Annotated in this window: 38 protein-coding genes, 2 tRNA genes and 2 pseudogenes; 23 read left to right on the top strand and 19 right to left on the bottom strand. The window is 62.6% G+C overall.

Annotated elements, in window-relative coordinates; translation table 11 throughout:
• Positions 1 to 20: 20 nt before the first annotated feature.
• The 4 genes from ABIA45_RS09760 to ABIA45_RS09745 form a co-directional block, all read right to left on the bottom strand.
• Positions 21 to 1061 carry a PrsW family glutamic-type intramembrane protease gene (locus tag ABIA45_RS09760; protein WP_404651850.1) on the bottom strand — a complete coding sequence of 347 codons (1041 nt, stop codon included), beginning with the start codon at positions 1059 to 1061 and terminating at the stop codon, positions 21 to 23.
• A gap of 323 nt (positions 1062 to 1384) precedes the next feature.
• The gene (locus tag ABIA45_RS09755; RefSeq protein ID WP_198399898.1) at positions 1385 to 1627 is read right to left on the bottom strand and encodes a hypothetical protein; all 243 of its coding nucleotides are present in this window, start codon (positions 1625 to 1627) and stop codon (positions 1385 to 1387) included.
• 97 nt (positions 1628 to 1724) lie between these two features.
• Positions 1725 to 2351, bottom strand: a complete 627-nt coding sequence (locus ABIA45_RS09750; protein WP_157285844.1) for a PilZ domain-containing protein — start codon at positions 2349 to 2351, stop codon at positions 1725 to 1727.
• A 174-nt stretch (positions 2352 to 2525) separates the two neighbouring features.
• A complete protein-coding gene (locus ABIA45_RS09745) occupies positions 2526 to 2708 on the bottom strand; it encodes a hypothetical protein (RefSeq protein WP_404651848.1) in 183 nt (60 codons plus the stop codon).
• 150 nt (positions 2709 to 2858) lie between these two features.
• Here ABIA45_RS09745 and ABIA45_RS09740 point away from each other — a divergent pair, with 150 nt between their 5' ends.
• Together ABIA45_RS09740 and ABIA45_RS09735 are read left to right on the top strand one after the other, a co-directional pair.
• On the top strand, positions 2859 to 3014 hold the full coding sequence (locus tag ABIA45_RS09740) for a hypothetical protein (protein ID WP_404651846.1): 156 nt from the start codon (positions 2859 to 2861) through the stop codon (positions 3012 to 3014).
• A 784-nt stretch (positions 3015 to 3798) separates the two neighbouring features.
• Positions 3799 to 4029, top strand: a complete 231-nt coding sequence (locus ABIA45_RS09735; protein ID WP_275499062.1) for a hypothetical protein — start codon at positions 3799 to 3801, stop codon at positions 4027 to 4029.
• A 1068-nt stretch (positions 4030 to 5097) separates the two neighbouring features.
• On the opposite strand, the gene ABIA45_RS09730 is transcribed toward ABIA45_RS09735, so the two are convergent.
• Positions 5098 to 5172: transfer RNA gene (locus ABIA45_RS09730), tRNA-Glu, on the bottom strand.
• 224 nt (positions 5173 to 5396) lie between these two features.
• On the opposite strand from ABIA45_RS09730, the gene ABIA45_RS09725 reads away from it, so the two are divergent.
• The 3 genes from ABIA45_RS09725 to ABIA45_RS09715 are packed head-to-tail and all read left to right on the top strand — an operon-like array spanning position 5397 to position 6123.
• Positions 5397 to 5651: a PilZ domain-containing protein gene (locus ABIA45_RS09725; RefSeq protein ID WP_197952920.1), complete on the top strand. Its 255-nt coding sequence runs from the start codon at positions 5397 to 5399 to the stop codon at positions 5649 to 5651.
• A 50-nt stretch (positions 5652 to 5701) separates the two neighbouring features.
• Positions 5702 to 5950: a hypothetical protein gene (locus ABIA45_RS09720; RefSeq protein WP_404655644.1), complete on the top strand. Its 249-nt coding sequence runs from the start codon at positions 5702 to 5704 to the stop codon at positions 5948 to 5950.
• Positions 5951 to 5955: 5 nt separating this feature from the next.
• Entirely contained in the window at positions 5956 to 6123 is a 168-nt protein-coding gene (locus ABIA45_RS09715) for a hypothetical protein (RefSeq protein WP_225150781.1), read from the top strand.
• A gap of 128 nt (positions 6124 to 6251) precedes the next feature.
• Here the strand turns inward: ABIA45_RS09715 and ABIA45_RS09710 are convergent, their stop codons facing one another.
• Both ABIA45_RS09710 and ABIA45_RS09705 read right to left on the bottom strand, forming a co-directional pair.
• The gene (locus ABIA45_RS09710; protein ID WP_271546579.1) at positions 6252 to 6890 is read right to left on the bottom strand and encodes a glutathione S-transferase family protein; all 639 of its coding nucleotides are present in this window, start codon (positions 6888 to 6890) and stop codon (positions 6252 to 6254) included.
• Between the two features lie 375 nt (positions 6891 to 7265).
• On the bottom strand, positions 7266 to 7718 hold the full coding sequence (locus ABIA45_RS09705) for a VOC family protein (RefSeq protein ID WP_404651843.1): 453 nt from the start codon (positions 7716 to 7718) through the stop codon (positions 7266 to 7268).
• Positions 7719 to 7913: 195 nt separating this feature from the next.
• On the opposite strand from ABIA45_RS09705, the gene ABIA45_RS09700 reads away from it, so the two are divergent.
• The 4 genes from ABIA45_RS09700 (at position 7914) to ABIA45_RS09685 (ending at position 10107) form a co-directional block, all read left to right on the top strand.
• Positions 7914 to 8414, top strand: coding sequence for a hypothetical protein (locus ABIA45_RS09700; protein ID WP_404651841.1), 501 nt, complete (start codon positions 7914 to 7916; stop codon positions 8412 to 8414).
• A 93-nt stretch (positions 8415 to 8507) separates the two neighbouring features.
• Positions 8508 to 8933: a hypothetical protein gene (locus tag ABIA45_RS09695; protein WP_404651839.1), complete on the top strand. Its 426-nt coding sequence runs from the start codon at positions 8508 to 8510 to the stop codon at positions 8931 to 8933.
• A gap of 167 nt (positions 8934 to 9100) precedes the next feature.
• A complete protein-coding gene (locus ABIA45_RS09690) occupies positions 9101 to 9301 on the top strand; it encodes a hypothetical protein (protein ID WP_404651838.1) in 201 nt (66 codons plus the stop codon).
• Positions 9302 to 9450: 149 nt separating this feature from the next.
• Complete coding sequence (locus tag ABIA45_RS09685; RefSeq protein ID WP_404651837.1) at positions 9451 to 10107, top strand: hypothetical protein; 657 nt, start codon at positions 9451 to 9453, stop codon at positions 10105 to 10107.
• Between the two features lie 256 nt (positions 10108 to 10363).
• Here ABIA45_RS09685 and ABIA45_RS09680 read toward each other — a convergent pair whose 3' ends face one another.
• Both ABIA45_RS09680 and ABIA45_RS09675 read right to left on the bottom strand, forming a co-directional pair.
• On the bottom strand, positions 10364 to 10780 hold the full coding sequence (locus ABIA45_RS09680; RefSeq protein ID WP_404655642.1) for a tannase/feruloyl esterase family alpha/beta hydrolase: 417 nt from the start codon (positions 10778 to 10780) through the stop codon (positions 10364 to 10366).
• A 117-nt stretch (positions 10781 to 10897) separates the two neighbouring features.
• A pseudogene (locus ABIA45_RS09675) lies at positions 10898 to 11830 on the bottom strand (tannase/feruloyl esterase family alpha/beta hydrolase); the annotation flags it as partial.
• A 343-nt stretch (positions 11831 to 12173) separates the two neighbouring features.
• Here ABIA45_RS09675 and ABIA45_RS09670 point away from each other — a divergent pair.
• The gene (locus ABIA45_RS09670) at positions 12174 to 12374 is read left to right on the top strand and encodes a hypothetical protein (RefSeq protein WP_404541241.1); all 201 of its coding nucleotides are present in this window, start codon (positions 12174 to 12176) and stop codon (positions 12372 to 12374) included.
• Positions 12374 to 12634 carry a hypothetical protein gene (locus ABIA45_RS09665; RefSeq protein WP_404541239.1) on the top strand — a complete coding sequence of 87 codons (261 nt, stop codon included), beginning with the start codon at positions 12374 to 12376 and terminating at the stop codon, positions 12632 to 12634. Before ABIA45_RS09670 ends, ABIA45_RS09665 begins: the two co-directional genes overlap by 1 nt.
• Before the next feature lie 4 nt (positions 12635 to 12638).
• Here ABIA45_RS09665 and ABIA45_RS09660 read toward each other — a convergent pair whose 3' ends face one another.
• Together ABIA45_RS09660 and ABIA45_RS09655 are read right to left on the bottom strand one after the other, a co-directional pair.
• Positions 12639 to 12791 (bottom strand): hypothetical protein, encoded by a 153-nt coding sequence (locus ABIA45_RS09660; RefSeq protein ID WP_157783960.1) that lies wholly within the window; start codon positions 12789 to 12791, stop codon positions 12639 to 12641.
• Positions 12792 to 12849: 58 nt separating this feature from the next.
• Positions 12850 to 13041 carry a DUF3072 domain-containing protein gene (locus tag ABIA45_RS09655; RefSeq protein WP_225141865.1) on the bottom strand — a complete coding sequence of 64 codons (192 nt, stop codon included), beginning with the start codon at positions 13039 to 13041 and terminating at the stop codon, positions 12850 to 12852.
• 98 nt (positions 13042 to 13139) lie between these two features.
• Here ABIA45_RS09655 and ABIA45_RS09650 point away from each other — a divergent pair, with 98 nt between their 5' ends.
• On the top strand, positions 13140 to 13373 hold the full coding sequence (locus tag ABIA45_RS09650) for a hypothetical protein (RefSeq protein WP_271546558.1): 234 nt from the start codon (positions 13140 to 13142) through the stop codon (positions 13371 to 13373).
• Positions 13370 to 13594 carry a hypothetical protein gene (locus tag ABIA45_RS09645; protein ID WP_085974320.1) on the top strand — a complete coding sequence of 75 codons (225 nt, stop codon included), beginning with the start codon at positions 13370 to 13372 and terminating at the stop codon, positions 13592 to 13594. Before ABIA45_RS09650 ends, ABIA45_RS09645 begins: the two co-directional genes overlap by 4 nt.
• Positions 13595 to 13636: 42 nt before the next feature.
• Here the strand turns inward: ABIA45_RS09645 and ABIA45_RS09640 are convergent, their stop codons facing one another.
• The gene (locus tag ABIA45_RS09640; protein ID WP_157284226.1) at positions 13637 to 13873 is read right to left on the bottom strand and encodes a hypothetical protein; all 237 of its coding nucleotides are present in this window, start codon (positions 13871 to 13873) and stop codon (positions 13637 to 13639) included.
• Between the two features lie 663 nt (positions 13874 to 14536).
• Between ABIA45_RS09640 and ABIA45_RS09635 the strand changes: the two genes are divergently transcribed.
• Positions 14537 to 14764 carry a hypothetical protein gene (locus tag ABIA45_RS09635; RefSeq protein ID WP_035999684.1) on the top strand — a complete coding sequence of 76 codons (228 nt, stop codon included), beginning with the start codon at positions 14537 to 14539 and terminating at the stop codon, positions 14762 to 14764.
• A gap of 60 nt (positions 14765 to 14824) precedes the next feature.
• Here ABIA45_RS09635 and ABIA45_RS09630 read toward each other — a convergent pair whose 3' ends face one another.
• On the bottom strand, positions 14825 to 15127 hold the full coding sequence (locus ABIA45_RS09630) for a hypothetical protein (protein WP_275502085.1): 303 nt from the start codon (positions 15125 to 15127) through the stop codon (positions 14825 to 14827).
• Between the two features lie 123 nt (positions 15128 to 15250).
• On the bottom strand, positions 15251 to 15742 hold the full coding sequence (locus tag ABIA45_RS09625; RefSeq protein ID WP_404651833.1) for a hypothetical protein: 492 nt from the start codon (positions 15740 to 15742) through the stop codon (positions 15251 to 15253).
• A gap of 272 nt (positions 15743 to 16014) precedes the next feature.
• Here ABIA45_RS09625 and ABIA45_RS09620 point away from each other — a divergent pair, with 272 nt between their 5' ends.
• The 3 genes from ABIA45_RS09620 (at position 16015) to ABIA45_RS09610 (ending at position 17625) form a co-directional block, all read left to right on the top strand.
• Complete coding sequence (locus tag ABIA45_RS09620; protein ID WP_008558895.1) at positions 16015 to 16311, top strand: HU family DNA-binding protein; 297 nt, start codon at positions 16015 to 16017, stop codon at positions 16309 to 16311.
• 495 nt (positions 16312 to 16806) lie between these two features.
• Positions 16807 to 16941 carry a hypothetical protein gene (locus tag ABIA45_RS09615; RefSeq protein ID WP_260347228.1) on the top strand — a complete coding sequence of 45 codons (135 nt, stop codon included), beginning with the start codon at positions 16807 to 16809 and terminating at the stop codon, positions 16939 to 16941.
• Positions 16942 to 17427: 486 nt separating this feature from the next.
• Positions 17428 to 17625, top strand: a complete 198-nt coding sequence (locus ABIA45_RS09610; RefSeq protein WP_333920065.1) for a hypothetical protein — start codon at positions 17428 to 17430, stop codon at positions 17623 to 17625.
• Here the strand turns inward: ABIA45_RS09610 and ABIA45_RS09605 are convergent.
• Both ABIA45_RS09605 and ABIA45_RS09600 read right to left on the bottom strand, forming a co-directional pair.
• The gene (locus ABIA45_RS09605) at positions 17622 to 17747 is read right to left on the bottom strand and encodes a hypothetical protein (protein WP_036045606.1); all 126 of its coding nucleotides are present in this window, start codon (positions 17745 to 17747) and stop codon (positions 17622 to 17624) included. The two genes, ABIA45_RS09610 and ABIA45_RS09605, sit on opposite strands and share 4 nt — an antisense overlap.
• A 78-nt stretch (positions 17748 to 17825) precedes the next feature.
• Positions 17826 to 18068, bottom strand: a complete 243-nt coding sequence (locus tag ABIA45_RS09600; protein WP_404651830.1) for a hypothetical protein — start codon at positions 18066 to 18068, stop codon at positions 17826 to 17828.
• A 270-nt stretch (positions 18069 to 18338) separates the two neighbouring features.
• On the opposite strand from ABIA45_RS09600, the gene ABIA45_RS09595 reads away from it, so the two are divergent.
• The gene (locus ABIA45_RS09595; protein WP_157284232.1) at positions 18339 to 18623 is read left to right on the top strand and encodes a hypothetical protein; all 285 of its coding nucleotides are present in this window, start codon (positions 18339 to 18341) and stop codon (positions 18621 to 18623) included.
• A gap of 95 nt (positions 18624 to 18718) precedes the next feature.
• Here the strand turns inward: ABIA45_RS09595 and ABIA45_RS09590 are convergent, their stop codons facing one another.
• Positions 18719 to 18970, bottom strand: a complete 252-nt coding sequence (locus ABIA45_RS09590; RefSeq protein ID WP_271540429.1) for a hypothetical protein — start codon at positions 18968 to 18970, stop codon at positions 18719 to 18721.
• Between the two features lie 165 nt (positions 18971 to 19135).
• On the opposite strand from ABIA45_RS09590, the pseudogene ABIA45_RS09585 reads away from it, so the two are divergent.
• The 4 genes and pseudogenes from ABIA45_RS09585 to ABIA45_RS09570 all read left to right on the top strand — a co-directional run bounded on the left by ABIA45_RS09585 (position 19136) and on the right by ABIA45_RS09570 (position 21528).
• A pseudogene (locus ABIA45_RS09585) lies at positions 19136 to 19897 on the top strand (SIR2 family NAD-dependent protein deacylase).
• 198 nt (positions 19898 to 20095) lie between these two features.
• Positions 20096 to 20758, top strand: a complete 663-nt coding sequence (locus ABIA45_RS09580) for a cold-shock protein (RefSeq protein WP_035999666.1) — start codon at positions 20096 to 20098, stop codon at positions 20756 to 20758.
• A 115-nt stretch (positions 20759 to 20873) separates the two neighbouring features.
• On the top strand, positions 20874 to 21359 hold the full coding sequence (locus ABIA45_RS09575) for a DUF192 domain-containing protein (RefSeq protein ID WP_271540426.1): 486 nt from the start codon (positions 20874 to 20876) through the stop codon (positions 21357 to 21359).
• Between the two features lie 92 nt (positions 21360 to 21451).
• Positions 21452 to 21528: transfer RNA gene (locus tag ABIA45_RS09570), tRNA-Pro, on the top strand.
• A gap of 224 nt (positions 21529 to 21752) precedes the next feature.
• Here ABIA45_RS09570 and ABIA45_RS09565 read toward each other — a convergent pair.
• On the bottom strand, positions 21753 to 21914 hold the full coding sequence (locus ABIA45_RS09565) for a hypothetical protein (RefSeq protein ID WP_404651828.1): 162 nt from the start codon (positions 21912 to 21914) through the stop codon (positions 21753 to 21755).
• Between the two features lie 329 nt (positions 21915 to 22243).
• Here ABIA45_RS09565 and ABIA45_RS09560 point away from each other — a divergent pair, with 329 nt between their 5' ends.
• Positions 22244 to 22438: a hypothetical protein gene (locus ABIA45_RS09560; RefSeq protein WP_271540422.1), complete on the top strand. Its 195-nt coding sequence runs from the start codon at positions 22244 to 22246 to the stop codon at positions 22436 to 22438.
• A 12-nt stretch (positions 22439 to 22450) separates the two neighbouring features.
• Here ABIA45_RS09560 and ABIA45_RS09555 read toward each other — a convergent pair whose 3' ends face one another.
• The gene (locus ABIA45_RS09555; protein WP_157284240.1) at positions 22451 to 23623 is read right to left on the bottom strand and encodes an OpgC domain-containing protein; all 1173 of its coding nucleotides are present in this window, start codon (positions 23621 to 23623) and stop codon (positions 22451 to 22453) included.
• Between the last annotated feature and the right edge of the window lie 66 nt (positions 23624 to 23689).

Genomic DNA, 23689 nt, shown 5'->3' with positions numbered 1-23689 from the left:
CGCGTTCGCCATGCGTTGGATCAAGTGCCGCCGGGCGCCGACGAAAAGCCTTCTGCGTTGGTGCGAATGCGGTTGCGGCCGAGAATGTAGATCGCCGATGTGACAATCAGAAGCGCTAGGCCGAGCAGGATCGAGACGAAACCGATCGGAATCAGCGCCAGCGTCAGGTTGCGCTCGGGGTTGATCAGCCAGTGATGAATCGAGGTCAGGACGAAGGCGAGCCCGACGAAGCCGATGCCGCCGCCGGCGAGCAGCAGCGCCCACATCCGGCGCAGCTGGCTGAGCCGCTCGCGCGCGACATCGGTTCGCGGCGCGTGGTGGCGCGCGACGCGCCGCACCAGGCGGATGGCGAAGGCAATCGAGCCGAAGCCGATCAACAGGCTCGCAGCGCCCAACCACATGCGGAGTGTCGGATCGAGATCGGGCATGCGCTGGAGCGTCAGCAGCGGGAAGTCGAAGGCCGTATGGAGCGCAAGCGGGCCGCCGAAGATCAAGAGCCGGCTGGAGAGACGGGCCCAATCGCGATGGTGGCGGTTTGCGCCAAGCGCCGTGCCGGCGCGCGCGATGGTCAGGTAGGCGCCGGCGATGATGCCGAGCGCGCCGTGGAACGGCACGGTCAGGACGCTGCGCAGCGCGGCGAGCGAGCGCCACATGTCGGCGTGATGGACCAGGTAGGCGAGATTCTCGTAGGCGGCGAAGCCGAGGCCGACCGCGGCGCCGTAGACCACTGTGTCCATCGGATTGGCAAAGGTGCGCCGCTTGGTCGAGGAGACCAGCACGATGGCGAGCACCTTGACTGCCTCCTCGGGCAGCGCGACGCCGAAGATCGAATGCATGGCCAGCGCCGCCCAGGGATCGTCGGGGGCGGCGACCATCTTGGCGAAGGGGGCGCGGGCGAGACCCAGCAGAGAAATGCTGGCCGCGCCTAACAGGAATGCGGTCCAGACCTGGGCCGGCGGCCCGGGGCGTTCCTCGGCAGCGATGACGAGCCAGAGCAACAGCAGCGCCGGGGCGATAGCGGCAGTTCCAATGACGGTGGGGAGCGCTTCGATCAGGTACATTGGCGCCGAAAATAGGTTCCCTTGATCCGCTTATCTACGCTCACCGATGCGACCATGTGTCATGCGCCGGCTGTCGGCTTCCTGAAGGCGTGCGACAGCTGCCGTTCATCCGGGCTCATTGTGGGGAGTAGAATGCGAGCGCAATCAATCGCATGATGGCAGAAGCTCGCCAGTCAGGGCAACGATTGCCCGGCACGCTGGGGATTGTGATTTGCAAGCCAGTTCAAGGAAATGCGCGGGATTCCTCGATTCCTGGCTTACCCGGCCCATCGGCCCGCGGGCGCGAGGCCCTCGCCTGGATGCAGCGCCAGCGCCTTCCGAGCTCAGTGCGTGGTGATCGCGGGCGGCGCGTCGGGTGCGACGTCGAAGGCGCCGAGATGGAATTCCTCGCCGGCGAACTCGTTTGACTCGGAACTCTGTGCCAGCAGCGTGAACGCGGCCTGCGGGTATCGCTTCCAGATCTCCAGATCGCCGGCGGTGATGGTGAGCCAGCCGAACGTGTACATGTAGCGTCCGGGCTCGGTGACCCGGCCGACCCTGTCCCAGGTGATCTTGTCGACTGCCATTCGGTCCCCCGATTGCAAGTCTGCAAAATGACGTCCGGCCCGAGGCTCAGACCTGCAAAAGCTGATCCGGCATTGGGGCCGCTATAGGGCGGCGAATTCAGGCCGACTTCAGCAAGGGCGCGCGGACGATCAGGCGGACGAGGTCGTCCCGGTCCAGCTTTTCGGCGAATTTGACCGCAAAGCCGTGCTCGAACTTGCGGATCACCCGCCCGACACAGGCGCCGACCGCAAGCGGGGTTCCGACCACCGGATCATACTCGGAGGACACCGCGACGCCGGCCGTCGAGACGTCGATGATGAAGCATGGGTGACTGCTGCCGTCCGCGAGGGTCAGCACGGTGTGCGAGACCTGCGGAACGAAACGCGCGTCAAGCCGCAGCTCCCGAACGCTGGCATCCTTCTGCTTCTTCTCGAGCCAGGTCAGCTTTTCCGACATCCAGGCGCGCCGCGCCCGCGTCATCTCGAGCTCCATCAGGAAGCCCGCCTTCAGCGTCGCGCTGATGGTGCCCTGGAATTCGCCGAAATCCTCGAAGTAGGAGGTCAAGCGCTCGCCGACCTTGCCGACCACGGGCACATCCACGATCATCCGGAACGGCGAGACGCGCTTGGTCCGGCAGGCGAAGCTGCGGAGCTTGCCCTCGCAATCATACCAGCGCGGCAGCGAGTAGCTGCCGCTGACCGTAACATCTACTGCTCGCTGCCTCAGGAAGTCTGCGACGGACATGAGCGCTGACCGGGGGTTCGGGTGATTGCCGTAGTTCCACGGTAGCGAACAAATTCTAAGCAAGTGATACCGCTGCCCAAGAGCTGGGGTGAATTTTCGGTAAACGACGCTGGGCGATGATGTCCCGGAATTCGCGGCATAAGGTCCTTGGCAACTGCCAGCGATCGCATGGGCCTACCGCGATCCGAAGAACGCCAAGAGCAAAGCCAGTGCGCCGATCGCCGCCGTAAGCTTGACCGCCATCCAGATCCACCCGCCCGGAGCGAGTTCAAAGCCGAACCATGGGGCGGAGCGACGCATCACCTGGACTGCGACGGATTCGGCGAGGGTGAGCGCGACAGCGATGCCGGCGAGCAAGGACCAGGAGTCGGCCGGGGGCAGCCATGGTGCGAGCCAGGCGGGGACCGAGGCTCTGACGGAGGCGAGCAGCGCGAACCATCCGAACCAGAATACAAAGCCCTTGATGATGTCTGGGCCGATTGTCCCTGGCTCGAAGCGGATGCCGATGTGGCCGAGCGCGCTTTCGATTCGCTCGCCATCGGTCAGGAAGAGAAAGGCACCGAGGTAGAGCGGAACGCGCGATTGGAAGAGCAGGGCGATGACACCGAACAGGACGATGTGGCCGATGGCGTCGCCGAGAATCTCCGCGCCGGCTTTGCCTGACCGCTCGGGCGGCGGGCGTCGTCAACGTCGCTTGGCGGTCCGGAAGCGATCGGACTCGGGCCATGTGATCGAGCATCTTGGCAAGCCGGTCCGGCGCGTGCTGGTGCGGGTGGCGCAGCCATGTGGGAAGCGCCGGCATCGGGGATGCGTCTGTGATGTCGTCATTGTGCTGCGGCATGGGCCTCGACCGTTTCGACCTGACATTGGTCGGAGACGAGGGGCGAGGAGGTTCATGCTGCCACGGCGGCTTTGCGCCTCTGGCGCTCCCTAGCGGAATCGAACCGCTCTCTCCACCGTGAAAGAGATGAGAATAGGTCCATGGCCGTCCACCTCCGTAACAATAGACATCGACAAGGCACAAACGAAGCTCAGGAAGATCCGCGGGCAGTTGACACGCGACCAAGAGAACTGGGCCGCCCGGGTTGGTCAACTCACGGCAGCGGCCAAGAGGTTGAGCGCTGCGATCATTGCGGCCGGTCGATGGAGGGCTGAGGCATGGCCAAGCAAAGGAGAAGCCCATCACCCGCGCGGGCATCACGCGGCGTCGCAACGCCGCCAAGCGTCGCCGGCTACGTCTAAGGACGCCTCTGGGCCGGCTCGACGCAGACGGTGCGTCGTGAGCGCAGAACATCAACCGGCGCCTGTTGTGGCTCGCGATCGAATGGGGACTGGAGCGAGCTCCGAAGGTCGGTCCCGCGCCCAGCGCCGAGCTTTGCGACTACTGCCGGAAGCACGGGATCAACTTCGACTGGATGCTCGACGGCGATCTAAAGGGCTCAAGAGGATGATCGACGAACGCCGAGGGCACCAGAGGGCTGAGCGAGCCCTTATGGCGAGGTATGCCCAGCTCACGCCTGAGCACCAGCTGATCGTGACCGCCGAGATCAACCGCATCCTGGCGAGCGCGACCAATGAAGCGCCATTGAGCAGAGCCCGCCGGTTCACGCTGGCGGGCCGTTCGTTTTCGGGCATCTCCGCGTGGAACAACCGCCACTTGCAATGGAACCGGAATTAACATATGATATTTTTATTACAGTTCAGATTATTACAGTTCAGAGTTGTGTTCGTTGAAGCAGATTGCACCCCAGGGGCTCTGTCGGCGCCCCGCTCTCGTCACGCCTGAAATGGTTGCACTCGCGATACTCGGGGGTCTGGCCCTGCTTGCTGTGCTTTGGGGGTGGTCGAGCCCACGAGTTGAGACGCCCCAGCACGTGGTCACCAAGCCCAATCCTCCTGATTGCTACTCAATCGCCAACAGGGTAGCCGCTGGCTGTTTCGAAAAAAATAAATGAGCGATGCCGGCGGCTTGCCTCGCGGCGACCGCAGGTTGCACAGGAGGCGCGACCGGCCGCGGCTGATGACGCACCGCCCCGGGCTCAGGCGGTAAGCACGAGGGCCCGCTGGTTTACGCTGGCGGGTCGTTATTTTTCCAGACTTCTGCCAAGCTGGCCTTATGATCTAGGGGATTCGGAGACATCTCGGTTAAGCGAGCATGGGCATGCAAGCGATGACGCGGGTGATATTGGTCGGCCTTCCTAGCCTACTTGTCTCTGCTTGTGTGAGCTCTAATCAAGTCACTTCCGGTCCGACAGCCCGATCGGGGGCACCATGGGCGCGAGATCTCAATGAACCGCCCCCTCGACGACAGGCGGCTGATGCAGCGATCTCAGGCATAAAGGCGGACCTGAATGCTGCGCGCGAAAGAGCTTCGCACTAGGGCTTGGCCCCGGGCTGCGCCCACAACGTCCGCCGGCCGGCGCGCTTTCCATTACTCAGATTGTAAATGCTTTATTTCGCTACCGCTCGTTCTGTGCCAGCATCGCGGCGCAATAGACCGGCCGATCGAATAGCAGGAAGGTGGAGCCGCTTTAGACGTCGCGCGCTTGGCTGTCTGGTGCTCCGGATTCAGCAGGCCCCAGAGTACCGCTAGAGCGGCCATGGCTCCGACCATCGCTAGGGCGAGCTTGTCGAGCTTCGTGAAAGCGGTGCGGCGATCGAGCCCACGTCCATGGGTGTTCGCACGGGTTTATTGGCCACACGTTGGACACGGCGGCAGAGTGGATCTTCAAGTGATTGGTTTTGGTGGCGCTCCCTAGCGGAATCGAACCGCTCTCTCCACCGTGAAAGGGTGGCGTCCTAACCGATAGACGAAGGGAGCAAACGCAGGGCCCTGCCGATTGTCCCGGCACGGCCGCTGGCCGGCCGAACAGGGCCCGGCGGCTTGCAGCGGGCGAACGTATAGTGGCCTTTGCGCTCCCGGGCAAGCCGTTCGGGAACGGTCTTTCGGCCCCGGTGGATAGCCCGGGGCGCGGGATCATTCGGAGGCGATTTCAACGGTTTGTTAGCGTTCCCTGCGTAGCGCTGGACGGGGAGATTTTGCCGATGCCACCGCCGAAGAAGCGCGCAGCCCGCAAGCTGCTGTCGCAGCATGCCTGGATCACGCTGGACGGCGGCTTTGCCGCGCGGCACTGCCTGGTCCAGGACATCTCGGATTCGGGCGCCAAGATCACCCTGGACGAGGACGCGAGCCAGCTTCCCGGCGTGATCCGGATGGCCTTTGCACGCGATGCGCGCACCGGGCGGAGCTGCCAAGTGGTCTGGCGCCGCGGCAAGTCGGCCGGCGTCAGGTTCCTCTGATCGCGGACGGTTCGATGGCGCGCGGGACCGGTCCAGGCTACAAGGCGGCGATGCGCACGCCGCTCCTCATCCTGCTGTCCTTGCTGGCCACGTCCGCGACCGCGGCCGAGAGCCTGCGCCTGCCGCCTGCCGAGCCACCGCAGGCCGGCAAGGCGCTGCCGCTACACGGCAGCACGGCCGGCAAGGCGCGGGCAGGCGCCTGCGCCGCCTATGGCGCTGGCTTCGTGATGGCCGAGGGCACCGGGACCTGCGTCAAGCTCGGCGGCTCGACCAGCGTCGACACCGGCATCCGGCGCTGAAGCCCATGTCCGCGGATCTGGTGCGGCTCGACATCATCGTCCCCGTGCTGATGTATTGCGCGCTGCTATGGTGGATCGGCCGCGGCCTCAGCTGGACCGCGCGGCTCGCCACGGCTGCGGTGACTCTGGTGCTGATCGTCGTCGTGCTGCTGGTCGAGCGCGGCTGGCGCTAAAGCCTCAAACAAAACCGCGAAAACAACCCCATGCACAGTAGCCGTCAAGCGCGGCCGTGACGCCGCGGGGCGCGCGCCCGAACGCGGATTCCCCGCGCGATCGCCGCAGCTTAAGGCGCGCGAGGTGCTCACGACATCGGCGGTGCGACGAATTGCGCAAATCCCGGCCGCTTGCCGAGCTCGGCGAGCCAGCGCGTGAGGTGCGGCTGGGCCGGCCGGCTGATGCCCTCGACCCCGAGCCAGCGCCGCGCATAGGATCCGACCGCGATGTCGGCGAGCGTGAACGCATCGCCGTCGATGAAGGGGCGCGTGGCGAGCAGGCGGTCGGCGATGGCCCAGACCTCGGCGGCAGCATCGGCATCGCGCTGCACCTGGATCATGTCGCGCTCGGCGGGCGCGGTGCGCACGATGCCCCAGAACACCGGGCGGTCGACCGGCTGCACCGTCGACAGCGTCCAGTCGAGCCAGCGGTCGACCGAGGCGCGCTGCTTCGGCGCCTCGGGATAGAGCGGCGTGCCGCGGCCATGCGCGAGGCAGAGATAGCGCATGATCGAGTTGGACTCCCACAGCACGAAGTCGCCCTCGACCAGCGTCGGGATCCGCGCGTTGGGATTCATCGCCAGATAGTCGGCCTCGCGGGTCTTGCCGTATTGCATGCCGGCATCGATGCGCTCGTAGGCGAGCCCAAGCTCGGTGCAGCACCACAGCACCTTCTGCACGTTGACCGAATTGGCGCGGCCCCAGATCGTCAGCTTGGTATCGGCCATGAAGCTCTCCCCGCGGCATTGTTCGGCGTCGTAGCCTGGATGGAGCGAAGCGCAATCCAGGGTCGGCGTCCCCGCATTCCGCTGCGCTCCATGCGGGCTACAATCCACCTTGCTGCGGGTGATAGCGGAATTCGGCGCGCGGAGCGATGCGCGATTGCATCGCGCCCGTCATGCAAAAAGCTCCGCACGCGGCGGAGCTTTCCTTGCAAAGTTCAAGCTTTTCGCTCAGCGGCCGAAGAACAGCCACAACAGAATGATCACCGGGATAGGCACGCCAATCATCCAAAGCAACAGCCCTCTCGCCATCGCATCCTCCTCCAAATCGGTTTCGTGAAAGGAGAACGTCCGGCGAGGGGCCTGGTTCCTGCCTGTGGCTTACCAATGGCCGGTGTTCGGCATCGACGCCCAGGGCTCCTGCGGCGGCTTCGGATCGCCCTTCTGCAGCAGCTCGATCGAGTGCAGGTCCGGCGAGCGGACAAAGGCCATGTTGCCGTCGCGCGGCGGACGGTTGATGGTGACGCCCGCCTTCATCAGCTTCTCGCAGGTGGCGTAGATGTCGTCGACCTCGTAGGCGAGATGGCCGAAGAAGCGGTCCTCGCCATACTTCTCCTCGTCCCAATTCCAGGTGAGCTCGACCAGCGGCGCCCCGCGCGTCGGCGGCTGCTTCTTCAGCGCCTCGAGATCGTCCGCCGAGCACAGGAACACCAGCGTGAACCGCCCCTTGTCGTTCTCGATCCGCCGCACCTCCTTCAAGCCCAGCGCATCCTGGTAGAACTTCAGCGCGACATCGAGATTGCGCACGCGCAGCATGGTGTGGAGGTATCGCATGGTTGTTGCTCCCTGGAACGGACGGAGGGTTTTGTCTTGGGCCGGGACGGCGGGTAGGAAATAGCAGGAAACGGGGAGGAGGGGCAGGGGGAACGTATGCGTGATGATGTGGACGAACGCCCCGCGTCAGCAGCCTGCAAGGCAAAATGAATCTGGCCACTGTTAACAACACAGATGGTATCGGCTCGTTCAAGATTGTACAAAGAGGGTACGAGCTTCCTCGCCAAAATTCCCAAGGATAACGTGCAGCATCAGCAATCAAAGCCGGAGAGAGACCAGCGCGGTGCAGCGTTCCATGAGGCTGGACACATTGTTGTGGCGTGGTGTCTAGGTCTAACCGTCGGTGGGGCGCAAATAGCCATCGGTGGTGACGATGCCAAGGGCTCTGCGGAGATCCAAAGCGCAAGCCATACGGACCTCGTAGACCAACTCGCAATTTGCGCGGCCGGTTTAGAAGCACAGGAGCTCTTTGACGCCCTCACGCATGAAGGAGCAGGCTGGGGTGATTACGGGAAGATGGTAGAGCTATTGGGACACCTTGAGGAAGAAGAGCAATTGAGAATGATGCATCGAGGACACGGGCGCGCATCGGATCTCGTGTCCACGCACCGCGCAAAGATTGAACGACTTGCTCTGACATTGTTCGACAAGAAGCGCCTGGGTGCGGAGGAGATCGCAAGGATTCTAGCGGACTAGCCGCGCCACAATTGCGAACGACATGCATGCCCTATGGGCGGGTTCGGTCGATGCCAAGCATTGGTGGGACGAATAATCAGAGGAAGACGTTCCTTGAGCAAAAAGCCCGACAAGTATCGAGGATGGCGAGATCCCGTAGGGCAACTCGTGCGCATCCGTACCGCGTTGGACATTATGCTGTCCTTTCGAGACAACTACCGCAAGCGGATGGAAGACGTGACGTCGGTCCTAGCGACCGTGAGACGGGAGACAGTGCCGGAGCGCATTCGCCCGCTGATCAATCGCATCATGGATGTGAGAGTGTCGGTACGAAAAGACCATGGGCACGGAAACACCCTCTGGCACTTCGAGAACCTGACCCCAAGACAGCGGAAGCAACTCCGCGCCGACATCCGCAATCTGTACGAGGCCTGTGCCTTCGACCTTGGCGCCATGGGAGACCATGAGTTCGTCTACCCAAAAGCTGAGCCGATTGAGCCCCTCAAGCGGGTGAGGAAGAAGAAAGCGGCAGATAGATAACCTCGTCTACGTTCCGCGCGGCGGCATGGGTGGAGTTTAGTGGAGTCTAGTGCACTGTCAGCGCAATCCAGGAATTGCAGATGGTATTCATTGATGCTTTCAGCTGGCATCGGCGACTTCACGGCCCGAACGTATGGCGGTATTCTCGCCACAAGGAGGGGCTCGATATGGCAAAGAAGGTCCGCGCAAAAAAGCTCGTCAAGAAAGAGATCACGACACGAAAGGGCGTCAACATGCTCAAGGGGCAATGGACGCTCATAAGCCCCAATTTGCTGGAGTTCTCGGCAACGCTGGTAGATTCGGTCAACGAGGGACCGGTTCGGCTCGCGATATTCCGCGTTCCCAAGGGATGGCTGAGCTCAAAATGAGACGCCGGGAGCTTGGCGTCTCACTTCCACACGATCTCGAGGCGACCGCCGAGCGCGGCGAGGTGGCGATCAGGAACGAATTGAGTGCACTGTCAGCGTAACCTCCGAGATGCTACAACGTGCGGCTGTGAATCTGTAGCAGGAGGGGAATGGTGGATCCTGAAAAACTGGTGTCACAACTCAATGCCGTGCGTGCTGCCCCCGCGCCGCATGTCGTGGCGTTCCTGGCAATGGCCCTACTCGTATACTTTGCCGTCGACTGGCGCTATTCGGGCATCGTTGCAAATCGGGATGCAACCATCGCCAGCCGGGATGCTGAACTCGCGTTGGCGCGGGGGCAGAGAGACGCCTACAAGGACAAGCTGAATGGCGCGTCACCGGACGAAGCAAAAAATCGAATCGAAGACCTCCAGCGCCAGGTTACTGCGCTCGCAAAGCACATTGACCCGCGATCAATCAAAGCGGACCAGGAACGGATTCTCGCCGCTGCGCTCAAGATTACGGATGGCACCAAGCCGCCGATCGGAATTGCTGCGGATGTCGCGTGCACTGATTGTTCTATCTACGGGAACGACATTGCGCGGATCTTTAATGATGCGGGCTGGGGAGTGACCGTCGGCATCATCATGGGAAATCCAACCCCTTCGATCGTAGGCCTCAACGTTGGTGTCGCTGATCCCGGAACGCTCAGTCCCATCGAGGCTAAGGTGATCAATGCGCTGAAGTCCGCCGGCGTACCATTCACGATGTCAGGTGGAGCAGTTCGACGCACCGACCTGACCGTGGGACCGGTGCTGTCGCGATAGCGGGGCCGCCGCCTATATGAACGAACGAAATTCGGAGGACTTTAGAAATGTCGCCACTGGAGCATTTGAGGATCTGGTCTGCGACCCTTGAGATAGATCTCCAGCAGGAACCGTCCGGTGAGAACCGCTGGATGATTGGCAAATTACGGTGACAGTGAATTTATCTGGCAGCACGAGTGAGTGACCGTCACCGTAATTTCTGCCACGTGCGCCAATCCTTGGCATCGACTTTCGCATTTGACCGCGCACATCGCCCCTACTTGCACTCAAAGCTCGCCGCGCTCTCGGGATCGCCTTGGCCCTTGTACCGCGCATGTTGCGGATAGGCGCAAAGCGGCCGGCTGCGGCCGGGAAAGGCTGGTCCCGTCGCGACCACCGCATCGGGCGCCTTGCCGTCTTCCACCCAGTTCACGACCGCGGTGAGGAGATCGAAGCGATCGAGCGCTGCGCCGCTCGAGCAGTGACCCATGCCAGGCACCAGGAAGGCCCGGCTCCATTTCTCCCGCACCAATTCCATGCCGCCGGAATCCGCCGCCATGCGCTCGTAGTAAGTCACGGTGTCGTTCGCCGAGAACCAGGGATCGCTCACACCGTGGTAAAACAGCAGCTTGCCGCCATGGCCGAAGTAGCTCGAAAGGTTGGTCCAGTAGGCGGTGTTGGTGAGGCGATCCATCCCGCTCGCGTTGACCCGGTCTTCGAGTTGATCGACGTTGATGCTTTCCCAAACGGGCGGTCCGACCGGACTGCGCGCGCCTGTGGCCAGGATGCCGGGAATGGCAACGCCTTCGGCTGCCACGCCGCTGTCCCACGGGAACGGCGGGTAGACTTGCGTGCCGCGTGAATTCTTCGGCCCGGCAAAAGCTTTCTTCAAGGCATCGACCTGCGGCGGCGCCACGCAAGAATCCGTCTTGTCGCCCTTGCAGGTGAGGACCGCGGGATCGAATTGACAAGCCTTGCCGTCGAAGATCAGGCCATCCTTGACGCCGTCCTTGGCGTCGCAGGCATCGAGGATCGCGTTCGTGATCAGCTTTCGCTCGGCCGGAGAAAACGTCTTGGCGGGCTCCGGCTTGCCGGACGCATCTTTCGGCGCGATCTGGCTGAAGGCAGCGTTGGCCCAGGCGAGACCGATATTGGAATTGCCGGTGCGCATCGCAGGCGCGCCGGCGACGATGCCGTCGAATTGCTCGGGATAGCGCGCCGACGCCAGCATGCCTTCGCGGCCCCCGGTTGAGCAGCCCGTGAAGTAGGAACGCTTTGCGGGCTGGCCATAGTAATGCGCGACGATCGCCTTGGCGGCCATCGTCACCTTGCCGACGGATGCATGGGCGAAGTTGAGCGCGGCTTCCTGGTCCTTCAGGAACGAGGCATCGAACACCGCGCCTTGATGACCGCTATCGGTGGAGACCACGGCAAAGCCGCGCGCCAGCGCCGGCACCTCGCCGGCCGCGTGGTAACCCAGCGGCGGCCGGATCGAGCCGTTCAAACCACCGCCGCCCTGAAACAAAAACCGGCCGTTCCAGCGATCGGGCAGGGCGACGGCAAAGCCGATCGCGTAGGACTTGCCCTCGACGCCCACGCGCTGATCGATCACGCCATCCGCGCGGCAGTTCGGCGGCAGCGCCACCGATACGGTGGCCGGCGCCGGCGGCGACGGCTGCACGGTGCCCGGCGGCGCCTCCGGCACCAGCTCGGCCTTGGTGACTGTTGCCGTCGATCCCGGCATCGTCCAGCCGGTCAGGTCAGCGCATTTGAGCGCAGGTGGTATGTTGGCTGAATCGTCGGCGCTTGCCGGCGAGATCGCAATGACCGTGATGGCCGCTATCAGACCCAGGCCAGCCATCGCATCATCAAGCGCCACCTTTCTTTTTCGCTGCATCGTTCCTCCCTGCGCTTTCTGAATTTTATTGCGGCACTTAACTCACGCCGGCCGCCGGCCGATCTGCTGCAGCGACACTGAAACTATCTTGTGTTATTCGGCAGGTGCAGTCCAGCGGCGCAGGCTTTCAACCGCTCTCGTCATTGCCTCCGCACTTGAACCCCGCCAGAGGTCGCGCCGACCAAACGGCATGGCCGCACTCGTTGCAGAACTCCTGTTCGATCTCGTCAGAACCCTCGTGGGTAGCTGGCTGAGACAGGCTGTAGTGGCCATCTGTGCGTGGCTCGATACCAAGATTCACGGCCGCGCGGCACGCTTTGTCGTGGGCGGGTTGCTCGGGATCGCCGCTTTTTTCCTCGTTCCTGTTATCGCTGGCTTGCTGGGTCTTTGATGCCCTGGCTGAGGACGTACCTTGTCATCGCATTGGCCATCGGGGCGCTCGTCTCGACGGTGCTCCTCGTCCTGGAGCCGCTGACCGACTTCGCGTTTCTTTGGCTGGAGTGGCCGGGTATCAGCGCAGCGTATTTTTTCCGGGGAGCGGTCGGAGGACCCATTGTCGGCATCGCCATTTCCTGGGTCGTGAATGCGCTGACTTACGGTCTGGGTGCTTTCGTCATTCTCAGCGTCATCAAGGTGCTGAGGGAAGCATGATCCCTCACGCCGTCTCCTCGTCACCCTTGGCCACGATCTCGACTTCGAAATAGCCCATGTCGCGGAGCTCGGCGGCTTTCTTCTCGGCCGCTTCCCTTGTGTCTCGCTTCAAGATGATCTGGCCCGCTCCGTCGCGGGCACAAACGAAATAAGGCATTTTCGATTCCCAATTTCGTTTGCATACGCACGGAGCCGGGTTCCCGCAATTGGACGGCTCACTCGTCCAGCCCGGCCTTTTGCCGCATCTTGTCGATCAGCTCCGAGGCCTCGGCCTTGGTCAGTTCTTCCTCGGGCAGGTCCTGGTGAGCCTGCTCGGCCAGGGTCTTGAGATAGGATTCCTGGGCTCCGGTCATCGGGTCGTCGCCGGAAACCCAGTCCTTCGGGTCCTTCCGGGTGTTGTCGGCCATCGCGCATCTCCTATTCGGTTTTCCGTAGAACGTCAGACTCGACTCTTCGTTCCGTTTTTGTTCTCATGGGCCATCTCTAGAATTTGCGAGGCGGAACAATGCCGGACCTGGACTTTCTCAGGCGGGAGATCGAACGGATGCGCATCCAGATGGGCAGGCAGAGGAAGGAGATCCTCCAGCTGCAACGGGCGGGTATCGGCACGGCCTCGGCCGAGGCGTTGCTGTCGCGGATGCAGGCGAAGGTCGAGAGCCTGTGCGCGGAACGCGATGCGCTGAAGGCGGCAGAGCCGCGCCAGTCCAAGGGCAGGGTGCTCGGCGGGAGGACATGGTGAGCAGGCGATGGTTCGACGATGAGCGAGACCTGTCGCCCTTCCTGACCGCGCTCGAGGACGTCCGCCGCAGGGCGACGCGGGAAGGGTGGTGCTATGCCCACGTCCAGGCCATCATCGTCGCCATCGACCAATACGCGGAAGCGGCGACAGGCAATCGCGAGTATTTCCTCAACAAGCCGGTTTCGATCGGGGACAACCGGAAGGCCGCAGACATTCCGTGAGCGCCCGAGCGGCTCTCGGGACTGCGCGGCTATCGTTGCCGATCAGCGCGGTGAGACCGAGGAGGAGGGCGCTGACCTCATGCGTTCCGCCGAAGCGGTCTTGCTTCGCGGCGAAGGCCTGGCGCGGCGCTTGCCCGACTTCGGACCAGCTTTTGGTGTGATCCCGTTCTGCTCGTCGAACTGCTTCAGCCAGGCCGCGATGTAGCGCGGGTCGTCGGGACAAAGCCGCTCGAGCAAACGAAGGTTCTGCGCTCTGAATTCCACAAGGGTTTTCGGCATCACGGCTCCTCAAAACCCTGCCCGTCGCAAAAAGTGCGGCCGGACGGCCGCCGGGTCAACGGCAAAGAGCGCTTGAAATCCCGAGCGAGCTGATGCAGCGCCAAAGCGAAAACCCCGCCCTTTCGGGAGCGGGGTTCTCTGTCGAGGTGAAGCTTAGGGACGCTTCAACTGTAAGACGCGCGAGGGCTAAGAAAGTTCAAACGAAAGTGCGCCGCTTCGCTGGAGTGGGGACGGGTTAGTCTGAATCGATTGCCGCGGCTCCTTCACCTCTCCCGCTTGCGGGAGAGGTCGGCGCGTCCGGGCGATGCGAAGCATCGTCCCGCGCGCCGGGTGAGGGCTTTCTCCTCTAGGGATTGTCCCATTGCGGAAATACCCTCTCCCCAACCCTCTCCCGCAAGCGGGAGAGGGAGCGCACCTCCGTCTTTGCAGCGATCGAGCTTCATTTCATCGCGCTCTAGAACGTGGAGGCGCTCGCGCCGGGCCATTACAAATCCGTAAGTCGGTTGAAAATCGACGCCGCAAAACTATCTCTGCGTCAGGCGGCAGCGTAACAAGCCGCCCCTCAACTGACACCCAGCCGCCGCGCTCAGAAAAAAGGCGAAGCTGGGTCCTTTGACATTCCCTGCTCAGGTCCCGCCTCATTGGCCTCAGAGGCAAACGTCGATGGCTGCCCGCACCTACAATCACGAACGCTGGTCGGAAGACGACGACCGGCTGCTTCGATCCATGTGCGAAACCGGAAAGAGCCTCACGCTGATGATCGTGAAGCTCAAGCGCCCCATTGCATCGATCAGGTCGCGCGCGATCGAGCTTGGCATCAATCTGCCGGGCACGCGCATCGGGCTGCGACGGAAGCGGCGAACAGCCCGTACGCCCAGACAAAGCCGCTGAAGGCACCACGACAATTCAGCCGCGCCGCTCTGCTGCGGAGCGGTGCGGCTGCAACCAAGCTCAGGCCGCAATCCGGTGTTCGACGGGCGCCGTCAGGAACTTGAGCGCTTCGGCGTGGGCGAGATCCGGAACCGCGATCGCCGTGTGGCTGTACATCGCGTGTGTGCGCGACGTCGCGATCTGGTCCAGGATCCCCTTGCCCTTGATGACGTGGAGGCCCATGCCGTCATCGACCGGGAAGATCGCCAGCACCACGTCGTAGGCCGCGATCACGGCTCTGAGCGCCTCGGCCTTGTCTTCGGCGACATCGACGAAAATACGAACATCCGCCGCGAGTTCACGCAGCTCGTTAAAATCCAGCACTTTGAGGATACTCCAACGCAACCAACCTGAGTGAAGCTTGGTCGCGTTAGGTTACTGAAGCGTCAACAAGGGATCGCCGAGCCACAAGTTTCACGACGAGGTGACGCCAAAGCGCGATGCTATCTAGGGCTTGGCGTCCTCCTTGCGCAGCCTGGCCTCGGCGGCCTCGTCCACGAGGGTCAGGCGGGCGCCGTCATAGCTCAGCTTGAGACCGCGGCCGACGATCCAGATCCAACCCTCCCGGTCCTTAATGGCCGAGGCGTTGAACTGCTCGGAGATCGATTTGACGGCAGCTTCCTGCGATCCCGGATTGTTCAGCGTTGCATTGACGCGCCAGATCGGATGCCTGGGGTCGGTCTCGTCGCCATCAACGGCGACCTTGGCGCCGTTGATGTCGCATGAGAGGGTGTACGGACCTCGGCTCGGCCGGCAGAGATAATGGCGTCGCCCGACGAGCTTGTTGGCCTCGTCGAATGTCATCCCGGGCGAGAAGCCGAACATGTCGGACTTTTTCACGAGGGCGAAGGACGTGGGCTTCAAGAAGCTAGGCTGGATCGCGACGAGGGCTGCGACGGCGACCACGATCAAACCTGCGATGACGATAGCGACCTTCATCAGAACCCCATCAGATACCTGTCCTGGCTTATAGCAGCCGCGCCGCTGTGCCAGGTTCGAGAAATTGCAGGTCCTAAAATTGCAGGTCCTGCAACGTCTTGCACAGGAAGTCGGGAACCTCGCGGAGCCCGTGCTTGCGTTTTTGGCCTCGATAGGGTCTAAGCCCGATCGCTTCATGACTTCTGGCATGAATCAGCAGCGCGCACTCGCGGGTCCGGCCGCGTCCCCAGCAGCAGAATTGCTCCGCGCACCCATTCAAAGGAATTCAGACCATGGCGAAGATGACGAAGACCCAATTGATCGATGCAATTGCCGAGGGCACGCAGCTTTCGAAGAACGACGTGAAGTCGGTGATCGAGTATATGGCGACGGTCGGCTACAAGGAGCTCAACGAGTCCGGCGAGTTCGTCATTCCCGGCTTTGTGAAGATGTCGGTCGTGAACAAGCCGGCGACCGAAGCCCGCATGGGCATCAATCCCTTCACCAAGGAGCCGATGCAGTTTGCGGCGAAGCCCGCCAGCAAATCGGTCAAGGCCTCGCCGCTGAAGGTGGCCAAGGACGCCGTCTGACGTGCCGGCGATGTCGGTGCGGTGGGCTCATTGACGCGCCGGCGCAGCAATCAACGGCCGAGGACCAGGTGGTGCTCGGCCATTGCGATGCCCGAACATCACGACGACCATCAGGGTAACCAGCACGCGGTACTCGCTTCGTCCTGAACGACGAGCTTTGTTCCCTCACCATGCTCATCCGCTTCACAAGAAAAAGCCCCGCGCTTTCGCGCGAGGCTTTTCTGGCTGACGGCGTTGGGATTTCAGCGCCTGGCCGACAGCCATGGCTTTAACCTAAAGTTGAAATCGCAAAAAGCAACAGCGCCGCCACGACGGAGTATGTTCGTCAGGCGGCGCTGCCGTGTAACTGGGCGCTGAAATCCCCAGCTTCCATAGGTGCTTGTCGCGCCGAAAAGGTTCAACGCCGCCCCCCACCAAAATTTTACGTCCGGGGCTGGACTTTTTGTTCTCATTTTGTTCTAGTGAGACGCGTTGATGGACCGTTGGAGGTTGCTCATGACCGTCGAAAAACAGCGCGAAGTGATCAGGCTCTGGAACGAGCTCAGAAAGGTCGAGGGCCCTGCGGCGGAGGAGCTGCGCATCCAGATCCTCGAATGCTTCTCGAAGGAGAAGCCGAAGCGGGCGGCCTGACTTTGTCGACGCCACGCGGCAACGCGCAAGCGCGATCCGCTCCGAGGGGGCGCGCTTGATCTGTCGCCGCGTTGCTTGCCGGCGAAGAGTCTTCTCGAAGTTGTGTCGAAGAAGAGTCTTGTTGCAGAAGAGACTTGTTGCAGAAGACACTCGTCGAAGAAGGGTCCCGCCGGGTCGACGGTGTGAGCGTGCGCGCTTTCATCGATCGTTAGGAGTTGCTCTCCGCGCATTCTTGCGACTCCGATTCGTTCTTCGCGAACGAAACGGAGTCGAAGCTGGAACAAAGCCGGGCGTTCTTGCGCCGCTCTCGCCGCGAAGGTGCCGGATGCGTCTGGCTAACGATAGCTTATGCGGATGCCGATAACCCTATTCGGTTAGGTTAAAAGCCCAATCGCGTTGCGCTTGCTGCGCCTTGGGGTAGGTGTTCGGCAACGACAAGCAAGAAACGCCTTTGCCAAAAACGATTTGCGCAAGCAGCAATTTGCCATGATGCCTTTTTCAGCTCCGTCCTTTTTCCAAGGCGACCGGCACACCTACCGGCGCGTCGCCGTCGTCGGCACGCTGTTCTGTATTGCTTTCGTTGTGATCAGCTTCTCGCTGCGGCCGCAGGCTGAGGACACGCGCGTTGCGGTCAAGGCCGACCGTTTGGTGCGCACGGCAGGCCAAGCCGCGCGCGCCAACTAACGCTCGTCGCCGCAACGGCGGTCATCGGCCGGCGCCTGCGGGCATCCGGCGCCGCGCGAGGCGAGCGCCACGAAGCCGGCATAGCCGGACAGGTTGAGCAAGACTTCGAGCCAGGCGGGCATATCTCTTTCTCTCCGCTCAGCAGGGAACGGACTCAACGTCCGCGCGCATTCCTGGTTCCATACTCCCCGCGAAGAAACTCAGAGCCGGGTGGACGGGTCGAGCCGGCGGCCGAGGGTCGCGACGGATTCGCTCGACGGCTGCTCCTTGAGGAACTCGGCGATGGCCTGCGCCAGCTCGCGGTCGCTCATCGGCGTCGGCGGCGGGCGCAGCGTGCCGACACCGAAGCTGCGGACGATCTCGTCGTAATGTTCATCCTCGGATTTGGGAGCCAATTTACGGATACGGGCCAGCAAAGCGGATAAGGGCAAACTCTCCTCCATGATCGTCGTCCCCGCTGGCAACCGTCATGGTCTGCTGCCATCTGCTCCCATGAAACTGAAAACCCCGCCAGCACCGCGGAGATGCTGACGGGGTCTTCGTGCTGTCGCCTCGACCCGGATGGCGGAGGCTCCCGCACTTGAGACGCTAACCGCCGTCTCGCCGTTTCGTTCCCGCCTCATCGACATTTCTTGCCTGCGGGCTGGTTCCATCCATGCGCAACCATCGCAGGCGCTCGCCGTTGTCTCCGCGACACGCGAAGGAGGACAAGCATGAAGAAGACACTGGCAGTTCTGGCCACCATCGCGGCGGTCGGTGTGACCGCGGTTGCGGCGCCCGCGCCGGCTGAGGCGCGCGGCCGCGGCGGCATCGGCCCGGGCCTCGCGTTCGGCCTCGCCGCCGGCGCGATCACCGCGGGCGCAGTCGCGGCTTCCCAGCCCTATGGCTATTACGGTCCCCGCTACCGCTATTACGACGGTCCCGCCTATTACGGACCGGGTCCGTATGCCTATTACGGCGGGCCGTACTACCGTCACCACCACTACCGTTATTGGTAGTCGGCGAATAGCGAAAAGCCCGGAGCGGTGCTCCGGGCTTTTTTCGTTCGCATGTCGTCATTCGTATGTCGTTGCGCCTGCCGGCGCGATGATGCCTACGGCCAGAGCGAGGGCCGCTCGACCTTGCGGGCATTCTCCAGCGTCGCCACGAAGTATTCCTCGCGCTCGCGCTTGAACTTTTCCTGTGTGGCACGGAAGGCGGCGACACGGGCGGCGATTTCTTCGCGTTCGCGCTCTTTGCGCTGTTCGTCTTCGGTCATGTCAAATCCCCTCGACACCTGAGTATGTGCACATCCGAACTCAAGCACTGCCGCCGCAATCACGTTGAGTCGCGTCAACACATCCATTGGCACTTCCGAATGGGGCGTCAATGGGGAGGAGGCATTGCAGGATTGTGATATGCGAAGGTCGGAAGAAATTGCCGAGTGCATTGCATTGGCGCTTGATAAGAGCGTCAACGATCTTGTCGCTTGCGTATGTTGCTGTCAGGCCAAACTATCGGGGAGGCGCGATTGATCGCATCGGATCTGCAGAGCGGTATCGAACGGCTCGGCGACATGATCGCCGAGGCCAGGACCATCGTGCCGTTCACCGGTGCCGGCATCTCGACCGAATGCGGCATTCCCGACTTCCGCTCGCCGGGTGGAATTTGGACGCGTAACCGTCCGATCCCGTTCGACGAGTTCGTCGCGAGCCAGTCAGCGCGGGACGAATCCTGGCGCCGCCGCTTTGCGATGGAGGAGGTCTTCGCCGCAGCGAAACCCGGCCGCGGCCATCGGGCGCTGGCATCGCTCTACCGCGCCGGCAAGGTTCCCGCCGTCATCACCTAGAACATCGACAATCTGCACCAGGCCTCGGGATTCGCGCCGGAGCACGTGATTGAACTTCACGGAAATACCACTTATGCGCGCTGCATCGGCTGCGGGCAGGACTATCCGCTGGACTGGGTGAAGCGCCGTTTCGACGGCGATGGCATCGCGCCCAACTGCACCGCCTGCGACGCGCCGGTGAAGACCGCCACGATTTCCTTCGGGCAAATGATGCCGGACGAGGAGATGCAGCGCGCGACAGCGCTGTCGCAGGCCTGCGATCTCTTCATCGCGATCGGTTCCTCGCTGGTGGTCTGGCCGGCGGCCGGCTTTCCGATGATGGCCAAGCGCGCCGGTGCACGTCTCGTGATCATCAATCGCGAGCCGACCGAGCAGGACGACATCGCCGACCTCGTCATCCACCACGACATCGGCGAGACGCTCGGGCCCTTTGTCGGCAATTGAGGCATCAATTTGATTCGCGGCTGTGCAAGCTGTTCATAGGTTCCGGCGAATCTCTTTTTTGTCTATGCGTCTCAACCGGGAGTGTTATCTTTTGAGTCGAAAGATTCGCGTCGCGTCGAATTGAGAACATTCTCTTAAGACGCGTGATTCGAGCGCCGCCAATGTGGCGGGTTGCATGGCAGTGTGGGGTCCGGGGTTATGGGGTCGTCGGACGGATTTGAGTCCAAGAAGCTTGGAGTTCCCGGACAGGGCACCTCGCAGGGGCGATTGACGCCGGGCGAGCATGGCGGAGCCGGCCGCGACAATGCGCTCAATCCCTTCACCGGATTGGGCGAAGCCAGCGCCAATCTCGTCGAGGTCACCGGCGTCATTAAATGGTTCGACGCCTCCAAAGGTTACGGCTTCATCGTTCCCGACAACGGCTGGCCGGACGTGCTCCTGCACGTTACCGTGCTTAGGCGCGACGGCTTCCAGACCGCTTATGAGGGCGCCCGCATCGTCGTCGAGTGCATCCAGCGCGCCAAGGGCTACCAGGCCTTCCGCGTTGTCTCGATGGACGAGTCGACCGCGATCCACCCGGCGCAGATGCTGCCGCCGCGCACCCATGTCACGGTCACCCCAACCAGCGGGCTGGAGCGGGCCCAGGTCAAATGGTTCAACCGGCTGCGCGGCTTCGGCTTCCTGACCTGCGGCGAGGGCACCCCCGACATCTTCGTGCACATGGAGACCCTGCGCCGCTTCGGCATGACTGAGCTGAGGCCGGGCCAGTATGTGCTGGTCCGCTTCGGGCCCGGCTCCAAGGGCATGATGGCGGCCGAGATCCATCCCGAGACCGGATCGCCGGGATTGCAGTCGCACTAAGGCTATGAATTCCAGCAATTGTGAGCAGAGGCGCGCCGCAAGTCCGGCGCGCCTCTTCCTTTTCCGGCGGTCGCCGCGTAAGGACTGACTGAAGTCCCACGCCATGAGAGCCCCCATGACTTCTGATCGAAAGGACGCCTGGTCCGCTCTGAAGGGCTGGCTTGCCGCCATCCTCGTCATCGCCGGCTGGGCCGTCGCCGGCGCGCCGGCCGGCGCCGCCAGCTTCCAGCCGCTCGAGATCGTCACCAAGAACGGCGTGCAGGTGTTCTCGGTCGAGATGGCAACGACCCCGGAGGAGAAGGAGACCGGCCTGATGTACCGCAAGGAATTGGCCGACGGCAAAGGCATGCTGTTCGACTTCAATCCCGAGCAGGAAATCTCGATGTGGATGAAGAACACTTATGTGTCGCTCGACATGATCTTCATCCGCGCCGATGGCCGCATCCTGCGCATTGCGGAGAATACCGAGCCGTTGTCGACGAAGATCATCTCCTCCCGGGGACCCGCTCGGGCCGTGCTGGAGGTGGTGGCGGGGACGGCGCAGAAGTACGGCATCCGCCCCGGTGATCGCGTCGGCCACCCCCTGTTCGGCGGCAAATAGGGCGGGCAGGGCCGATTGGGCTCAGGGCCGGCGGCTTTGGAAAGCTTGCTGGCGCTCCGGGAAGCGTGTATCGACGAGGCTCGCCGGACATTCGGGGTATAGCGCAGCCTGGTAGCGCGGCAGTTTTGGGTACTGCAGGTCGTTGGTTCGAATCCAGCTGCCCCGACCATTCCCCGGGCGGCGCTGGCCTAGAGGTCAGCATCCAACCGGCATGGCCTGGCATCCACGCGTCCGGCCTCCGCTTCGCCTGGAAATCAGCAAAGCCTCATCGAACCTTTGGGCGTCGCGATAGACAAATCCGTGTTGGGGATTTCAGCGCCCAATGTCTAAACGGACGCCGCCAAGCGATGAATATTCCGCTTGTGCGGCGTTGCGTTTTGCCCGGCGCGCTCGTCAGTTCGAGGCGTGCCAGCCGGGCGGAAATGGCACGTACGGCCAGGCCATCTGATTGTCGTTGGCGGCTTGCGGCGGCCGTTGCGAGGCCGTGCTCACGATTGGCGCGGGCGGGATCACGCGCAACGCGAGGCGCAGACGCGCACATTGCAATTTCATCATTGTCGTCCCCCCAGCAATCTACTTGCTTCCAAACGTCCGATCGTCTGCAAAGTTCAGTCTGAAAGTCACCCTGCGCCGAAACGGCGCGCTCGTCCTCAAATCACGGACATTCTAGAAAAACCGGCGCGGGCTTTCAACCAAACGCGCCGCGCCATCCCAAGAAGTAAGGTTGATCGGCAAGGTTAAAGACGAGCGGCTGTTGCGGCCGTTTGGCTGGCTGCTATCAGGTCGGTCCCGGCTCGCGATGGGCTGTCCACTCTGTGCCACCACAGATGACTGTTCGTCGCGGCGCGCGGATCAGCCTAAGTTCTGCGCCAGCGAGTTCTGCCATGGCTATTGACCGCAACATCGGGACCATCGGTCCGCAGTCAAACTGGACCGAGATCTGGCACCTCTGGACGGTGATCGTGCCGCGCCGCTCCATCAACGGGCAGTTCGTGCTCGGCAAGGTCTGGCGTCGCCACGACGGCCGCGACTGGATCTACAAGAAGTTCACCGAGTTCGACGGCGAAGAGGCGGCTTAACTGCCGCCTCTCTCAGGCCGCCTTCGCTTCCGCAGCCGGCTTGGCCGGCGGCGGCTTCAGCGGCTTGTCTTGTTTCTTCGACCACGAGATGTAGTAAGCCACGGTCGTCATGATCGCGATGCCGGCGACACTGACGAAGATCTGCGCGAGCAGCGACCCTGAGCTCATCGACAGCTCGAAATGACCGACGAAGGACAGGAACACGCCAACGCAGAACACGGCGAGCGACTGCTGGCCGCAGACGATTAAGGGGTCGAACACCTTCCACTCCAGCCCCGGCCACTCCTTCGGCACGAAGCGGATCACCAGGATCACGATCACCACGAAGTGGAGGAAGCGATACGGTGCGAGGTTGGTCTTGTCATTGGGGTTGAAGGCCGAGAACAGCCATTCCGGGAACATGCCGCCGAAGGTGGGGAAGCGGCCGGCCATGGTCATGACCAGCGCGAACAGGAGATAACCGAGGCAGACCCACAGCGTAACAGGCGAATTGATCAGCGCTGCCGAGCGCCGCGCACCGCCCATGGAGCACCAGGCGCCGAACACGAACAGCACCTGCCAGCAATAGGGGTTGAAGTACCACTGGCCGGCCGGATAGGCGGTCAGGTTCCAGCCGTTATGGCGCGCGACGAGCCACAGCACGATCGACAGGATCATCGTCAAATCGGGCTTGCGCAGCATGAACCACAGCACGGGCGGAAACAGGCCCATCAGCACGATGTAGAGCGGCAACACGTCGAGGTTGAGGGGCTTGAAGCGCAGGAACAGGCCCTGGCGCAGCGTCTCGGTGGCGTTGTCGACGAGGCCGGCGACGTTGAACTCGTTGATCATCTCGGAATCGCCGAAGCGCAGCGCGAGATAGCTGATCGAGGCGATGTAGATCACGAACAGGATGATGTGGGCGACATAGAGCTGCCAGACCCGCTTGGTCAGCCGCGTGGCGCCGACGATGAAGCCGCGGTCCAGCATCATCCGCGCATAGACGAAGGAGGCGGTGTAGCCGGAGATGAAGACGAACAGGTCGGCCGCGTCGGAAAAGCCGTAGTTGCGGGTCGTGATCCAGTTCACGACGTTGTCGGGGATATGGTCGAGAAAGATCGCCCAGTTTGCGACACCGCGAAACAGGTCGAGCCGGAGGTCGCGACCCTTGTCGGGAAGCGTGGCGCTGACGTTCAGGAAGGCCATGCGTCGGGAGCTTTCAGAGAGGACAGAAGCGCGGAGATCGATGAAACCGGGCCGCCAAAAGGGGTC

Origin of the sequence: Bradyrhizobium sp. USDA 336 (assembly GCF_044908355.1) — a bacterium.
GTDB classification, from domain to species: Bacteria; Pseudomonadota; Alphaproteobacteria; order Rhizobiales; family Xanthobacteraceae; genus Bradyrhizobium; species Bradyrhizobium yuanmingense.
This window is presented reverse-complemented; position numbering and strand designations above follow the sequence as displayed.

Excerpts from the sequence above, each read along its gene's own strand:
- ABIA45_RS09760 (WP_404651850.1), bottom strand. The coding sequence starts at position 1,061 with ATGTACCTGATCGAAGCGCTCCCCACCGTCATTGGAACTGCCGCTATC.
- ABIA45_RS09755 (WP_198399898.1), bottom strand. The coding sequence starts at position 1,627 with ATGGCAGTCGACAAGATCACCTGGGACAGGGTCGGCCGGGTCACCGAG.
- ABIA45_RS09750 (WP_157285844.1), bottom strand. The coding sequence starts at position 2,351 with ATGTCCGTCGCAGACTTCCTGAGGCAGCGAGCAGTAGATGTTACGGTC.
- ABIA45_RS09735 (WP_275499062.1), top strand. The coding sequence starts at position 3,799 with ATGATCGACGAACGCCGAGGGCACCAGAGGGCTGAGCGAGCCCTTATG.
- ABIA45_RS09725 (WP_197952920.1), top strand. The coding sequence starts at position 5,397 with ATGCCACCGCCGAAGAAGCGCGCAGCCCGCAAGCTGCTGTCGCAGCAT.
- ABIA45_RS09720 (WP_404655644.1), top strand. The coding sequence starts at position 5,702 with ATGCGCACGCCGCTCCTCATCCTGCTGTCCTTGCTGGCCACGTCCGCG.
- ABIA45_RS09715 (WP_225150781.1), top strand. The coding sequence starts at position 5,956 with ATGTCCGCGGATCTGGTGCGGCTCGACATCATCGTCCCCGTGCTGATG.
- ABIA45_RS09710 (WP_271546579.1), bottom strand. The coding sequence starts at position 6,890 with ATGGCCGATACCAAGCTGACGATCTGGGGCCGCGCCAATTCGGTCAAC.
- ABIA45_RS09705 (WP_404651843.1), bottom strand. The coding sequence starts at position 7,718 with ATGCGATACCTCCACACCATGCTGCGCGTGCGCAATCTCGATGTCGCG.
- ABIA45_RS09690 (WP_404651838.1), top strand. The coding sequence starts at position 9,101 with ATGGCAAAGAAGGTCCGCGCAAAAAAGCTCGTCAAGAAAGAGATCACG.
- ABIA45_RS09685 (WP_404651837.1), top strand. The coding sequence starts at position 9,451 with ATGGTGGATCCTGAAAAACTGGTGTCACAACTCAATGCCGTGCGTGCT.
- ABIA45_RS09680 (WP_404655642.1), bottom strand. The coding sequence starts at position 10,780 with ATGGATCGCCTCACCAACACCGCCTACTGGACCAACCTTTCGAGCTAC.
- ABIA45_RS09670 (WP_404541241.1), top strand. The coding sequence starts at position 12,174 with ATGGCCGCACTCGTTGCAGAACTCCTGTTCGATCTCGTCAGAACCCTC.
- ABIA45_RS09665 (WP_404541239.1), top strand. The coding sequence starts at position 12,374 with ATGCCCTGGCTGAGGACGTACCTTGTCATCGCATTGGCCATCGGGGCG.
- ABIA45_RS09660 (WP_157783960.1), bottom strand. The coding sequence starts at position 12,791 with ATGCCTTATTTCGTTTGTGCCCGCGACGGAGCGGGCCAGATCATCTTG.
- ABIA45_RS09655 (WP_225141865.1), bottom strand. The coding sequence starts at position 13,041 with ATGGCCGACAACACCCGGAAGGACCCGAAGGACTGGGTTTCCGGCGAC.
- ABIA45_RS09650 (WP_271546558.1), top strand. The coding sequence starts at position 13,140 with ATGCCGGACCTGGACTTTCTCAGGCGGGAGATCGAACGGATGCGCATC.
- ABIA45_RS09640 (WP_157284226.1), bottom strand. The coding sequence starts at position 13,873 with ATGCCGAAAACCCTTGTGGAATTCAGAGCGCAGAACCTTCGTTTGCTC.
- ABIA45_RS09635 (WP_035999684.1), top strand. The coding sequence starts at position 14,537 with ATGGCTGCCCGCACCTACAATCACGAACGCTGGTCGGAAGACGACGAC.
- ABIA45_RS09625 (WP_404651833.1), bottom strand. The coding sequence starts at position 15,742 with ATGAAGGTCGCTATCGTCATCGCAGGTTTGATCGTGGTCGCCGTCGCA.
- ABIA45_RS09620 (WP_008558895.1), top strand. The coding sequence starts at position 16,015 with ATGGCGAAGATGACGAAGACCCAATTGATCGATGCAATTGCCGAGGGC.
- ABIA45_RS09615 (WP_260347228.1), top strand. The coding sequence starts at position 16,807 with ATGACCGTCGAAAAACAGCGCGAAGTGATCAGGCTCTGGAACGAGCTC.
- ABIA45_RS09610 (WP_333920065.1), top strand. The coding sequence starts at position 17,428 with ATGATGCCTTTTTCAGCTCCGTCCTTTTTCCAAGGCGACCGGCACACC.
- ABIA45_RS09605 (WP_036045606.1), bottom strand. The coding sequence starts at position 17,747 with ATGCCCGCCTGGCTCGAAGTCTTGCTCAACCTGTCCGGCTATGCCGGC.
- ABIA45_RS09600 (WP_404651830.1), bottom strand. The coding sequence starts at position 18,068 with ATGGAGGAGAGTTTGCCCTTATCCGCTTTGCTGGCCCGTATCCGTAAA.
- ABIA45_RS09595 (WP_157284232.1), top strand. The coding sequence starts at position 18,339 with ATGAAGAAGACACTGGCAGTTCTGGCCACCATCGCGGCGGTCGGTGTG.
- ABIA45_RS09590 (WP_271540429.1), bottom strand. The coding sequence starts at position 18,970 with ATGGATGTGTTGACGCGACTCAACGTGATTGCGGCGGCAGTGCTTGAG.
- ABIA45_RS09580 (WP_035999666.1), top strand. The coding sequence starts at position 20,096 with ATGGGGTCGTCGGACGGATTTGAGTCCAAGAAGCTTGGAGTTCCCGGA.
- ABIA45_RS09575 (WP_271540426.1), top strand. The coding sequence starts at position 20,874 with ATGACTTCTGATCGAAAGGACGCCTGGTCCGCTCTGAAGGGCTGGCTT.
- ABIA45_RS09565 (WP_404651828.1), bottom strand. The coding sequence starts at position 21,914 with ATGATGAAATTGCAATGTGCGCGTCTGCGCCTCGCGTTGCGCGTGATC.
- ABIA45_RS09560 (WP_271540422.1), top strand. The coding sequence starts at position 22,244 with ATGGCTATTGACCGCAACATCGGGACCATCGGTCCGCAGTCAAACTGG.
- ABIA45_RS09555 (WP_157284240.1), bottom strand. The coding sequence starts at position 23,623 with ATGGCCTTCCTGAACGTCAGCGCCACGCTTCCCGACAAGGGTCGCGAC.